The following is a 12373-nucleotide window of genomic DNA, read 5'->3' on the forward strand; positions in this document are numbered from 1 at the left end:
GCGGCCATGGATCCCTACGGCCTCCGCCGCGTCGTCTCCCCCGCGGGCGTGCTCCCCCAGCGCGCCGACGTCCTCGACCCGGCGCTGCCGCTCGGCGAGGACGAGCTGTCGATCGACGTCGAGGCGCTCAACGTGGACGCCGCCAGCTTCCGCCAGCTCGAGGGCGCGGTGGGCGGCGATCCCGGCCGCATCGGCGACGAGGTGCTCCGCATCGTCCGGGCGCGCGGGAAGATGCACAACCCGGTCACCGGCTCGGGCGGCATGCTCATCGGCCGCGTCCGCGCCGCCGGCCCGCGCCACCCGGCGGCGGCCGCGCTGCGCCCGGGAGACCGGATCGCCACGCTGGTCTCGCTCACCCTCACCCCGCTCCGCATCGACCGCGTCCGCGCGGTGCGGCCGGAGATCGACCGCGTCGAGTGCGACGGCGAGGCGATCCTGTTCGCGACCGGCCTGTGGGCGAGGCTGCCGGACGATCTCCCCGAGACGCTGGCGCTCGCCGCGCTCGACGTGTGCGGCGCGCCCGCGCTGGTGGCGCGGCACGTTCGCCCGGGCATGCGCGTGCTGGTGCTGGGCGCGGGGAAGTCCGGGGCGCTCGTCGCCGTGCAGGCGCGCGCCTCGATGGGCGACGACGGCGCGGTGGTGCTGGCGGACCGGTCCGAGCAGGCGCTCGACGCGCTCGGCGCGCTGGGCGTCGCCGACGCGCGGCTGCGGGTGGACGCCACCGATCCGCTGGCGGTGCTCGCCGCGGCCGAGGGCGCCGGCGGGCGCTTCGATCTCGTGGTGAACTGCGCCAGCGTCCCCGGCACCGAGATGGCCGCCATCCTCGCCGCGAAGGACGGCGGGACGGTGATCTTCTTCTCGATGGCGACGAGCTTCACCGCCGCGGCGCTCGGGGCGGAGGGCGTCGGCAAGGACGTCACCATGCTGGTCGGCAACGGCTACGCCCCCGGCCACGCCGACCTGACCCTCGAGCTCCTCCGCCGCCACCCGCGCCTGCGCGCCCTGTTCGAGCAGCGCTACGCGCGCTAGTGGAGGAAGTCCCAGACCGTCGGGACCGTCGCCTCCACCTCGCCGTCCGCGTCGTCGTCCACCGCCAGCGTCGCGGCGCCGCCGCTCGCCAGGTGCACGGCGACGCGGGTGCCGTCGGCCGCGGTGACCGTCAGGTCGCCCATCCCCGGCGGCTCCGGCTCGATCCAGGCGATGCTCCCGGTGACCGCCACGGTGAGCGCGCCGTCGATCCCGGTGACGGTGAACGTCGCGCTGTCGCCGGCGGTGGTGAGCGTCGCGCCGCCGGCGGTCGTCGCCTCGGCGTGCACCGAGTACGCCGTCAGCCGCAGCTCGGCCGTGTCGGCGCCGTCGGACAGCGTCAGGACGAGCGGCGTGCCGGGCTCGGCCTCGGCGTGGTGCGAGACGATCCCGGCGGACGCCTGACGCTCGCAGCGGAGCGCGCCGGTGACGTGCGCGGTCACCGTCGTCTCGCTGATGGTGAAGTCGAGGCCCGAGGCGTGCAGGTCGAGCGTGTAGGCCCCGCCGGCCGGATCGCCGGTGACCCCGGCCACCGTGGCGGTCGCCGTGCCGCGGAACATGCCCTTCGCATCCGTGCAGTCGTCGAACGTGATGACGAACACGTGCCCGACCGCGACCGGGAGGGCCGGCGTGACCGTCACGGTGTAGCTGCCCGTCGTGCACAGCGTGGGGGTGTCGTTCGCGATCCGGCCGACCACCAGCTCGCCCAGCAGCGCGCCCAGGCTCGGCGCCGTGTCGAGGGCGTCCACCCCGAGGCCCGCGACGTCGATCGCGTTCTCGGCGTTGATGGTGTTCGCGACGACGTCGTGGTGGTCACCGCCTCCTCCCGAGCAGGCGGCGCCCGCCAGGCAGATGGCCGCGGCCGCACACCGCATCATACGCATCGAGCGGAACGTCATGTGCGCCCCCTCGTCTCCCCCCTGCGGGATGAGCGTACGCCGCGCGAACGGGCCCGGCGCCCGGGCTGCCGTGTTCCCCCGCTCAGGGCCGCGGCCGGCGGTCGCCGCCCCTTGGACGGCTCCGCTGGCGCGCTAGCCCGCCCGCGGTATCATCCCGCCGCCGCGCGGCGCGCGGCCGTCGTCACGGGGCCGTGGCGAAACTGGTAGACGCGGGGGACTTAAAATCCTCTGGAGCCGCCAGGCTCCATCTCGGTTCGAGTCCGAGCGGCCCTACTTCGCGAGGCTCACTCCCCCTCGCCCAGGATCGCCAGCATCGCCGCGACGTCCACGAGCTTGTCGCGCGGCGCGCCCCGCCGGGCTCCGCGCGCGACCTCCACCTCGTCGAGCCGCGCCCAGTCCACGAACGACACCGGCCGGACCCCTCGCGCGCGCAGCACGTCGTCGATGGCGTCGCGCGGGGGCAGCGGACGGGTCGCGAGCCCGGCGGCGTCGGCGACCATGTGCGCGACCACGTGGGCCGAGGCGCGCCGGTGCTCGCCGATGAGGCCCTGCGGCCCGCTGCGCGCCCACCCGACGACGTACTCGCCGGGGAGTGGGCTGCGAAGGACGGGATCGACCACCCGCCCGTCCTCGTTGGCGATGACCCGCGCCTTCTCGTCGAAGGGCACGCCCGGGATGCGGTCCGCGGCGTAGCCGACCGCCGGCAGCACCAGCCCGACCTCGAGCACCTCGGTCTCGCCGGTACCGCGAGCGACGACCGTGCCGTCCGGCCTGCGTTCCAGGCGATTCTTCTCCAGCCTCAGGCCCGCGACCGCGCCCGCTGCGTCCGCGAGCACCTCCGTCGGCGACACGAGGAAGCGCAGGTGAAGCCTCCTCGCGTCCGGGCGCGGCCGGCGCGCGGCGAAGGAGCGGAGGATCTCCAGGTTCCCGCCCGGCGCGGGATCGCTCAGGCCTGCGAGATCGGCGGGGTCCACGACGGGATCCGCCGCCTCCAGCGTGCCGAGCTCCCGGAGCTCGGCCGGCGAGAACGCCGCCTGGGCAGGGCCCCTCCGCCCGAGCAGGTACACCTCGCGCACCTGGCTCTCGCGCAGTGCCTCGAGCGCATGGGCCGCGATGTCGGTCCGCTCGAGCTCGGCCCGCGTGCGCAGCAGGATGCGGGCGACGTCCACCGCGACGTTGCCGTTGCCCACCACCGCCGCGCGACGGACCGACAGGTCGAACCTCGCGTGGCGATAGTCGGGGTGGCCGTTGTACCAGCCGACGAAGACCGTCGCCGGCGTGCAGCGCTCGATGCCTTCGCCCGGGATGCCGAGCCGCCGGTCGGACTCGCTGCCGGTCGCGTAGACGATCTGGTGGTAGTGCCGGCGCAAGTCGTCCACCGTGACGTCGCGACCGAGCCGGACGTTGCCGAGGAACCGGAACGTGGGGCGCGCCGCCGTGCTCGCGAAGACCCGGGTGACGGCCTTGATCCTCTGGTGGTCCGGCGCGACCCCGCCTCGCACCAGCCCGAAGGGCGTGGGGAGCCGGTCGAACATGTCCACGTCCACCGCGGTATCGGTCCGCTTCAGCAGCGCCTCGGCCGCGTAGAAGCCGGCAGGGCCGGAGCCGATGATCGCGACGCGCATGCGAAGGGCTCCTTCCCGTCCGGTGGGCCCGTGACGCATCTTACGGGACGCCGCGGAGAAGCACGTGCGACGCGGGGCCTCGCGGCGGATCGCCCGGCGGCGGGCGGTCGCGCCGCTGGCGGCTTCAGTCGATGGGGATGCTCCGGCCGTCGTGCGCGTGCACCGGCACGGTGGCCGGGTCCACGCCGTCGAGGCAGCGCACGTTCACCGCGACCATCGGCGTGCCGTCGGGCATGGCGCCGCGCGAGTACGAGCGGACGCCGCAGTGGCGGCAGAACAGGTGGTGGATGCGCCGCTTGCCGAACTGGTAGTCGGTCACCGCGTCCTCGCCGCGCTCGAGCCGGAACACGGCGGCCGGCGCGAACGCGAGGAGCGTGCCCGTCTTCGAGCAGATGGAGCAGTTGCAGGAGATCGCGCGGTCGAGCTTCAGGTCCACCTGGTAGCGGACGGCGCCGCAGTGGCAGCCGCCGGCGTAGGTCTGGGTGTCTGGCATGCGCGACCTGATACCACCCGGCCGCCCGGAGGCGCGCGCCGAATCGGGGGGCGCGACGCCGTTGATCGAGAAGCGGCGCGGCGGCCGCCCGAGGGCGCCTCCGCCGCGCCGCGCACCCGCGGTCCACTCAGTGGATCGACGGCTGGTCGCTCTTCACCGCCTGCACCGTGTCGCCGATGGAGCGCTCGCTCTCGACCTCGGCGATGTCGGCCAGGCTGATCACGCCGCGGAGCCGGCCGTCGTCGTCGCACACCATCACGCGCGAGAGCTGGCGCTGCCGCATGAGCTGCTCCGCGTCCCGCAGGTCGTCGCCCAGCCGGCAGGCCACCACCTCGCGCGTCATGCAGCTCGACACCTGCTCGTCCGCGGACCTGCCCTCCGCCAGCACGCGGATGGCGAGGTCGCGATCGGTGATCGCCCCCACCGGCTCGCCCGCGTCGTTGCAGACCGGCACGAACCCGATCTCCTCGTCCCGCATCAATGCCGCGCAGTCGCGCACCGAGTCCCTCTCCCGGCACCCCGTCGCCCGGCTCATCGCCTGTTCGACTCGCATCGTCGCCTCCTCCCCTTGGATGAGGGTGCGGACGGTGACGCGGTCCGCAATGGACGGGCACTCGGCCGCCTGATGCCAACCTCCCAGCCCCATCAGGGCATTCTCACGCACTAAAGGTTAATTAACCGTCGGGGATACGAGCCCTTGCGCGCCCTCCCGCCCCCCGGGCGGCCGAGTGCCATCGCACGACCCCTCTGCGACACCTGGTCTCCCCTCGGGTCTGTGAGCAGGTGTGCGGAATGGCTCGGCCGTTCACGGCCCGAGCGCGCGAGCGGGAGGATCGGCGGGGGCCGGTCGCGGAGGGGGAACCGAACCAGTCTCGCATGCATCGCCTCGCCACCCGGCGAGGCGAGCGGCCAAGCCACGTCCACGCAGGGGGGAAACCATGGTCCGCATCCGCATCGTCCTGGCGCTGTCGCTGCTCGCGGTCTCGTCGGGCGCCTCGCCACCCGCCACCGCGCAGCCGCTGCCCGCCACCTACCTCACGCCGCAGACGCCGCTTCCGCCGAAGGCCATCCCGTCGTTCACGGACCGGCTGCCGGTGCTCTCGGCCAGCGCCGAGCCCCTGTGGTCGGCGTACCCGCGCATCGCGACCGTCGTGGACGACGGCGAGACGCCGCTCGACGTGAACATGTGCGAGTTCCAGACGAACGTGCTCCCCACCGGCACGTTCGCGCCCGGGACGCGGCCCGCCACGTGGACGTGGGGCTACCGGCTCGACGGCTGCCCGGCGCCCGGCGCGCTCCCGCAGGACACGTACCTCGGCCCGGTGATCGTGGCGACGCGCGGCGCGCCCACCACGGTGCGGTACGTGAACGCGCTGCCCGCGTCACCGGATCCGATCTCGACGAACCCGCTGGGCACGCACGTGCTCGCCTACTCGGACAGCGTGGACCAGACGCTCCACTGGGCGGACGCGAACATGCAGATGTGCATGTCCACGATGCCGCCCGCGCTCCGCGACGTCTGCACCTATCCGTACCGCGACGCGAACGGCGCCATGGGCATCCCCGCGGCCCCGCACCTGCACGGCGGCGAGATCCCCGCCGAGCTCGACGGCAGCCCGGACTCCTGGTTCACGAGCACCGGCATGATGACCGGGCCGGGCCGGTACGCGAGCCCGCGGTTCGCCCCGGCGGCGAACGAGGTCGTCTACCGCTACCCGAACACGCAGGAGGCCGGCCCGCTGTGGTTCCACGATCACACGCTGGGCGCGACGCGCCTGAACGTGTACGCCGGCCTCGCCGGCGGGTACGTGCTCGTCGATCCCGAGCAGCCGCTCCCCGCCGGCCTGGAGGACGCGACGAAGGTCGTCCCGCTCATCCTCCAGGACCGCATGTTCGACACGAACGGCGAGCTGTTCTTCACCGCGGGCACGAAGGGCGGCGTCCTCTGGGCGCTCAACCCCGAGCACCCGTACTGGAACCCGGAGTTCGTGGGCGACACGCTGCTCGTGAACGGGGTGGTGTGGCCGTACCTGGAGGTCGAGCCGAAGCGCTACCGCTTCCTGCTCGTGAACGGCTCGAACGCCCGGACGTACGAGCTGTTCCTGACGAACCCGAAGACCAAGGTGAACGGCCCGGCGATGTGGATCATCGGGACCGACGGCGGCTACGTGGACGTGGCGCAGAAGATCGACCCGACCGCCCTGAAGCCCGCGCCCCAGCGGCTCGTGATCATGCCCGGCGAGCGCTACGAGGTCGTCATCGACTTCGGGGGCCAGCCGGTGGGCACGACGCTCCTGCTCAAGAACGTCGCCAAGACGCCCTATCCCGGCGGCGCGACGCCGACGGGCGGCCTCTCGCAGCTGATGCAGCTCCGCGTCGCCTGCCCGCCCGCGCCGGCGCAGTGCGGCGCCGGCGGCATCGCCTGGAACCCGGCCGTGAGCGCGACCGTCCGGAGCGGCGACGGCGCGGTGAAGCCGCTCGTGGCGTTCGGCGCCGGCACGCTCGGCGCCGGGGTGACCGCGCAGAAGACCCGCCTGCTCACGCTCAACGAGGTGATGGGCATGCCGGTGAGCGCGGTGAACCCGATCGACGGCGTCATGACCGCGTATCCGGGCGGCCCGCTCGAGATCCTCGTCAACAACACGAAGTGGAGCGGCGCCTCGGCACGGAACGACCCGACGTCGGGCGCCGCCTATCGCGGCGACTTCACCCAGCTCACCGCGGGCGGGCTCCACTACTCCGAGCTGCCGGCGGAGGGCGAGACGGAGCTCTGGGAGATCGCCAACCTCACCGCCGACTCGCACCCGATCCACCTGCACCTGGTGCAGTTCCAGCTCATGAACCGCCAGGCGCTCGACGTGCCCAAGTACTCCGCGGCCTACGCGGCGGCGTTCCCGCAGGTGAACGATCCCGCCACCGGCCAGCCGCGCATGGTCGGCATGAACGTGTGCACCGCCGGCGCCTACTGCCCCGGCTACGGCCCGCCGCTCGACTACGGGAGCGGCACGCCCGGCAAGCTCGGCGGCAACCCCGACGTCGCCCGGTTCCTGAAGGGACTGCCGCAGCCCGCGGCGGCGCAGGAGCGCGGCTGGAAGGACACCGTGCAGGTGCCGCCCGGCACGGTGACGCGGTTCGTGGTCCGGTGGGCGCCGACCAGCGCGGACGTCGGCACGATCGCGGCGTTCCCGTTCGACCCGAGCGGCCAGGGCGGCGCGTACAACTACGTGTGGCACTGCCACATCATCGACCACGAGGACAACGAGATGATGCGCCCGGACACCGTGCTCCCGATCCCGGGCGCGGTCCGGAGCTACGTGATGGGCACCGACTTCTGACGCGCGCCGCCCGGGGCCGGCCCGCTCCGCCGGAGCCGGCCCCGCGGCCGCGGTCACTTCCCGCCGGCGGGCGGCTCCTTGCCGGCCGCGCCGCCGCCCGCGGCGGAGTCCATGCCCGGCATGTCGCCCCAGCCGCTCTCCATCATCGCCGCGAAGCGCCAGCTCCCGTCCACGCGCACCAGCATGGCGGCGCTGCGCCCCGACATCTTCTTCTTGCCCATCGTCATCGACCAGGTGTCCCCCACCAGCGCGAGCGAGTCGCTCACCAGGAAGATGGTCGGGTTGTGCGCCATCTTCGCGTCGGACATCGGCTTCGCGTACATCGGCTTCATCACCTCGAGCCACTGCTCGCGGGTCCACGCCTCGGCGCTCCCCTGCCCCTTCGCGTCGTCGGTCGCCATGAGCACCGGGAAGTGGACGAGCGTCGCCGCGGCCTCGAGGTCGCCGTTCACCCCGGCGGCGTCCATCGCCTTCATGAGCGCCAGGATCTCCTTCCGGTCGGCGGCCTCGCGCGCGACCTTGTGCGGCTTCCAGGCGCTCATGGGATCGGCGGCAGGTGGAGCCGCCTTCTCCTGGGCGGTGGCGGCGGCGGCGGTGAGTGCGACGGTCAGCACGAGCGCGATCCGGGTCATGGTTCCTCCTCGGTGGTCCATCGCCGCGCGCGTGGGCGCGGCGACCGGGAAGCATCCGCCTCCCGCGTCGCGCTGCCTCGCGCCCGGGCGGGTCGGCCTCGCCAAGGTCGCCGTCCCGCCGGCGCACCGATCGCCCCGGGGCCGGATCGGCGTGCGCTCCCTCGCGGGCTCCCGCCTTGACAGGGGGTCCGCCGCGACGCCATGAGCCGCTGCATGCCCTCCGCCCCGCCCCCCGCCGCCGGCACGCTCGAGCTCATCGGCGCGACGCCCATGGTCCGCGTGCGCCACCTCGACACCGGTCCCTGCGAGCTGTTCCTGAAGCTGGAGAGCGCGAACCCGGGCGGCTCGATCAAGGACCGCATCGGCCTGTCGATGATCGCGGCGGCCGAGCGCGACGGCAGCCTCGGCGGCGACCGCCGTCACCTGGTGGAGGCCACCGCGGGCAACACCGGGCTCGGCCTCGCGCTCGTCGCCGCGCAGCGCGGCTACCGCCTGACGCTCGTCATCCCCGACAAGATGAGCCGCGAGAAGATCCTCCACCTCAAGGCGCTCGGCGCCGAGGTGGTGATGACGCGCTCCGACGTGGGCAAGGGCCACCCGGAGTACTACCAGGACCTCGCCGAGCGCGTCGCGCGGGAGGAGGGCGCGTTCTACGTCAACCAGTTCGCGAACCCGGCGAACCCGGCGGCGCACGAGACCGGCACCGGCCCGGAGATCGTCGCGCAGCTCGGCGGCCGGCTGGACGCGATGGTGTGCGGGGTCGGCTCGGGCGGCACGCTCACCGGCCTCTCGCGCCACCTGGCGACGGCCGTCCCCGGCTGCGAGCTGGTGCTGGCCGATCCCGAGGGCTCGGTGCTCGCCGGCTACGTCGAGACCGGCACCATCGGCCGGGCGGGGAGCTGGCTGGTGGAGGGGATCGGCGAGGACTTCCTGCCGCCGGTCGCCGACCTGTCGCGGGTCCGGCGGGCGTACCGGATCCCGGATCGCGAGAGCCTGGAGACGGCGCGGGCCCTGCTCCGCGCCGAGGGCCTCCTGGCCGGCTCGTCCACCGGCACCCTGCTCGCGGCGGCGCTGCGCCACTGCCGCGCCGCGGACCGGCCGCTCCGCGTCTGCACCCTCGTGTGCGACTCGGGCAACAAGTACCTGTCGAAGATGTTCGACGACCTCTGGATGCTGGAGCAGGGGCTCTCGGACCGGCCCACCGTGGGCGACCTCACGGACCTCGTCACCCGCCGCTTCGCCGATCGCGCCGTGGTGACCACCGGCCCGGGGGACCCGCTGCTCGTCGCGCTCAACCGCATGAAGGCGAACGACGTCTCGCAGCTGCCGGTGGTCGAGGGCGGGCGCGTGGTGGGCATCGTGGACGAGTCCGACCTGCTGCTCGCCGCGGTGGACGACGCGTCCCGCCTCTCGCTCCCGGTCCGCGACGTCATGGCCACGCGGCTCGAGACGGTGACGCCCGCGACCCCGCTGAAGGTCCTGCTGCCCATGTTCGCGGCGGGCCTCGTGCCCATCGTGATGGACGGCGACCGCTTCGTCGGCCTCGTCACGCGCATGGACGTGCTGGGCGCGCTGCGGCGCCGGCTCGCGCGCTGAGCCGTCCGCCCCCCGCGCCGGCGCATGTTCGCGGGCCGCCCGGCCCCGTGGCACCATGCGGCCATGGACCCGCGCGCCGAGCTGCTGGCACGCCGCGCCGCGCTGCGCACCCGCGTGCGCGCCGGCGACGGCCGCGCCGCGCTGTCGCTCGCCCGCTCGCTCGAGCGCGATCCGCCGCGCGACCACGCCGCGGCCCGGCGCGCCTACGAGGCCGCGGCGAAGGCAGGCCTCGCGGACGCGATGGCCGCGCTGGGCGAGCTGCTCCGCGACGGCCGCGGCGGCCCGCGGGACCTCGACGGCGCGGTGCGCTGGTTCTCCGAGGCGGCGCGGCGCGGGAAGCCCGAGGCCATCGCGAACCTGGCCGGCGCGCTGCTGCACGGCGAGGGCGCGCCGCGGGATCGCGCCGCGGCGATCCGGCTGTTCCGCCGCGCGGCCTCGGCCGGCGTGGTGCAGGCGATGGTGGACCTCGCGGCCTGCCTGCGCCAGGGCGCCGCCGGCGTGCCGCGCGACGACGCGGCCGCGCTGCGCTGGCTCCGCCGCGCCGCCACGCACGGCCACGCCGGCGCGGCGCTGCTCGTCGGCCAGGCCTACTGGTTCGGCCGGATGGGCGCGCCGCGGGATCGCGCGCGGGCCGCGCCGTTCCTGCTCGCCGCCGCGCGCAAGGGCGAGCCGAAGGCCGCCGGCCTCGCCGCGGAGGCCCGGACCGTGCTCGGGGGCGCGGCGCCGCGGAGGGCGCCGGCGCGCGTCACCGCCCCCGCCGCGCGTCCCGCAGGATCTCGCGCGCCGCGCTCCGGCCGCACGCGCCCATGACCCCGCCGCCGGGGTGCGTGGCGGCGCCGCACAGGTACAGGCCGGGCACCGGCGTGCGGTAGCCGCCGCCGCCGGGGAACGGCCGGAGGAACAGCAGCTGCGCCGGCGTCATCGCGCCCTGGAAGATGTTCCCGCCGGTGAGCCCGAAGCGCCGCTCGAGATCCAGCGGCGAGAGCACCTCGCGGTGCAGCACCGAGGCGGCGAAGCCGGGCGCGTAGCGGTCGAGCAGCGCCACGCAGCGATCCGCGAACGGCTCCTTGAGCTCGTCCCAGGAGCCCTCGGCGAGCCGGTACGGCGCGTACTGCACGAACATCGACATGAGGTGACGCCCGGGCGGCGCGACGCCGGGATCCACCGCCGACGGGATCGTGCACTCCAGCACCGGCTCCGCCGAGGGCCGGCCCGCGGCGGCGTCGGCGAACGCGCGCTCGATGTGGTCGAGCGTCGGCGAGACGTGGATCGTGCCGCGGTGGTGCGGGCCGGGCGCCGCGCCCGCGTGCGGCGCCGCCGGGAAGCGCGGGAGCTCGGAGAGGGCCAGGTTGATCTTGAGCGAGGCGCTCGCGTAGTCGATCGCGCCGACGGCCTCGGCCACCTCCGGCGCGAGGTGCTCCGCGCCGACCATCCCGAGCAGCGTCCGCCGGGCGTCCACCGACGACGCGACGCGCCGCGCCGGGATCTCCGTCCCGTCCGCCAGCACCACGCCGTCGGCCCGGCCGCCGCGCACCCGCACCCGCGCCACCCGGGCGCCGGTGCGGAGCTCCGCCCCCGCCGCGCGCGCCGCGCCGGCCAGCGCCGCGGCGAGCGCGCCCATCCCGCCGCGCACGTACCCCCAGACGCCGCGCGCGCCGTTCACCTCGCCCATCACGTGGTGGAACAGCACGTAGGCGGTGCCCGGCGTGGAGGGTGACGCCATCGCGCCGATGATCGCGTCGGTGGCGAGCGTGGCGCGGAGCGGCTCCGACTCGAACCACCGCTCGAGGATGGGGCGGGCGGCGCCGAGCAGGAGCTCGAGCGCGCGCGGGCCGTCCTCGCCGAGGCGCAGCAGCCGCCAGCCGGTGCGCGCGAGCCGCCACAGGTCGCCGGGCCGACCGGAGAACGGATCCGGCGGCGGCTCGAGCAGCGTCGGCTCGATCGCGCGGGCGAGCCGGTCGAGCAGCGCCTCGTAGCGCGGGAAGCGCTCGGCGTCGCGCCGGGAGAACTTCGCGATCTCGCGCTGGTTCAGGGCCGGGTCCGGGCCGAGCAGCAGCGAGCGGCCGTCGGGGAGCGGCGTGAAGGAGGAGGGGTCGCGCGGCAGCACCGCGTAGCCGTGCCGGGCGAGGTCGAGCTCGCGGACGATCTCGGGCCGGAACAGGCTCACCACGTACGCCGCGGTGGAGACGCGGAAGCCGGGCCAGGGCTCGTCGCCCCCGCTCGCGCCGCCGAGGCGATCGAGCGCCTCCAGCACCAGCGTCCGCTGGCCGGCGCGCGCCGCGTAGGCGGCGGCCACCAGCCCGTTGTGCCCGCCGCCCACGACCACCAGGTCGAACGGCTCCATCCTGCGGTGGTAGGCGTCCGCGCCGCCGGGCGCAAGCGCGCCGGGCGCCGCGCCCCGGCGGAGCGGGACGGCGGCGCCCGGGCCGCGGCGCGCCCGGCCGGCTCCCTCGACAGGCTAGGGGGGCGCGGCGCCTCGGAGAACCGCTCGCGGTGAGCCTGTCGAACCGCGAGCGGATGGCTGTCAGTTGGCGACCTTGGCCGGCTTCTCGGACTGCGCCTGCGCGGTCTTCGGCTGCGCCTTCTTCTCGGCCTTGGCGACCGCGGTGGTCTTCGCCTTCGCCTCGGTGGCGGTGGCCGTGGTGGTCTTCTTCTCGCCGCACGGGAACGCCGGGGACGCGAGGCCGACGAGCGCGAGCGCCGTGGCGGCGCGGAACAGCAGCTTCATGGGAGGCTCCTTCCGCTCCTCGCCGCCCCGGGGATCGGG

11 protein-coding genes and 1 tRNA gene are annotated in these 12373 nt (G+C 75.1%); 5 read left to right on the top strand and 7 right to left on the bottom strand.

Going from position 1 to position 12373, the window contains the following annotated elements; all coding sequences use genetic code 11:
• Nucleotides 1-6 precede the first annotated feature (6 nt).
• Complete coding sequence (locus ADEH_RS17000; RefSeq protein ID WP_011422343.1) at nt 7-1029, top strand: L-erythro-3,5-diaminohexanoate dehydrogenase; 1023 nt, start codon at nt 7-9, stop codon at nt 1027-1029.
• Here the strand turns inward: ADEH_RS17000 and ADEH_RS17005 are convergent.
• Nucleotides 1026-1925, bottom strand: coding sequence for a hypothetical protein (locus tag ADEH_RS17005; protein ID WP_011422344.1), 900 nt, complete (start codon nt 1923-1925; stop codon nt 1026-1028). The genes ADEH_RS17000 and ADEH_RS17005 overlap by 4 nt on opposite strands.
• 185 nt (nt 1926-2110) lie before the next feature.
• Between ADEH_RS17005 and ADEH_RS17010 the strand changes: the two genes are divergently transcribed.
• Nucleotides 2111-2198, top strand: a tRNA-Leu gene (locus tag ADEH_RS17010).
• 11 nt (nt 2199-2209) lie between these two features.
• Here ADEH_RS17010 and ADEH_RS17015 read toward each other — a convergent pair.
• The 3 genes from ADEH_RS17015 to ADEH_RS17025 form a co-directional block, all read right to left on the bottom strand.
• Nucleotides 2210-3550, bottom strand: a complete 1341-nt coding sequence (locus ADEH_RS17015) for an FAD-dependent oxidoreductase (protein ID WP_011422345.1) — start codon at nt 3548-3550, stop codon at nt 2210-2212.
• A 124-nt stretch (nt 3551-3674) separates the two neighbouring features.
• Nucleotides 3675-4043, bottom strand: a complete 369-nt coding sequence (locus tag ADEH_RS17020; RefSeq protein WP_011422346.1) for a GFA family protein — start codon at nt 4041-4043, stop codon at nt 3675-3677.
• A gap of 127 nt (nt 4044-4170) precedes the next feature.
• Entirely contained in the window at nt 4171-4596 is a 426-nt protein-coding gene (locus ADEH_RS17025; RefSeq protein WP_011422347.1) for a CBS domain-containing protein, read from the bottom strand.
• 385 nt (nt 4597-4981) lie between these two features.
• Between ADEH_RS17025 and ADEH_RS17030 the strand changes: the two genes are divergently transcribed.
• Nucleotides 4982-7378 (top strand): multicopper oxidase family protein, encoded by a 2397-nt coding sequence (locus tag ADEH_RS17030; RefSeq protein ID WP_011422348.1) that lies wholly within the window; start codon nt 4982-4984, stop codon nt 7376-7378.
• A gap of 53 nt (nt 7379-7431) precedes the next feature.
• Here ADEH_RS17030 and ADEH_RS17035 read toward each other — a convergent pair whose 3' ends face one another.
• Nucleotides 7432-8010, bottom strand: a complete 579-nt coding sequence (locus ADEH_RS17035; protein WP_041453645.1) for a hypothetical protein — start codon at nt 8008-8010, stop codon at nt 7432-7434.
• A gap of 213 nt (nt 8011-8223) precedes the next feature.
• Here ADEH_RS17035 and ADEH_RS17040 point away from each other — a divergent pair, with 213 nt between their 5' ends.
• On the top strand, nt 8224-9606 hold the full coding sequence (locus ADEH_RS17040) for a pyridoxal-phosphate dependent enzyme (protein WP_041453646.1): 1383 nt from the start codon (nt 8224-8226) through the stop codon (nt 9604-9606).
• A gap of 63 nt (nt 9607-9669) precedes the next feature.
• Nucleotides 9670-10416, top strand: a complete 747-nt coding sequence (locus tag ADEH_RS17045; RefSeq protein ID WP_041453647.1) for a tetratricopeptide repeat protein — start codon at nt 9670-9672, stop codon at nt 10414-10416.
• On the opposite strand, the gene ADEH_RS17050 is transcribed toward ADEH_RS17045, so the two are convergent.
• On the bottom strand, nt 10352-11950 hold the full coding sequence (locus ADEH_RS17050) for a phytoene desaturase family protein (RefSeq protein ID WP_011422351.1): 1599 nt from the start codon (nt 11948-11950) through the stop codon (nt 10352-10354). The genes ADEH_RS17045 and ADEH_RS17050 overlap by 65 nt on opposite strands.
• A 180-nt stretch (nt 11951-12130) precedes the next feature.
• Nucleotides 12131-12334, bottom strand: coding sequence for a hypothetical protein (locus ADEH_RS17055; protein WP_041453648.1), 204 nt, complete (start codon nt 12332-12334; stop codon nt 12131-12133).
• Nucleotides 12335-12373: the final 39 nt, after the last annotated feature.

Source organism: Anaeromyxobacter dehalogenans 2CP-C (assembly GCF_000013385.1).
GTDB classification, from domain to species: domain Bacteria; phylum Myxococcota; class Myxococcia; order Myxococcales; family Anaeromyxobacteraceae; genus Anaeromyxobacter; species Anaeromyxobacter dehalogenans_B.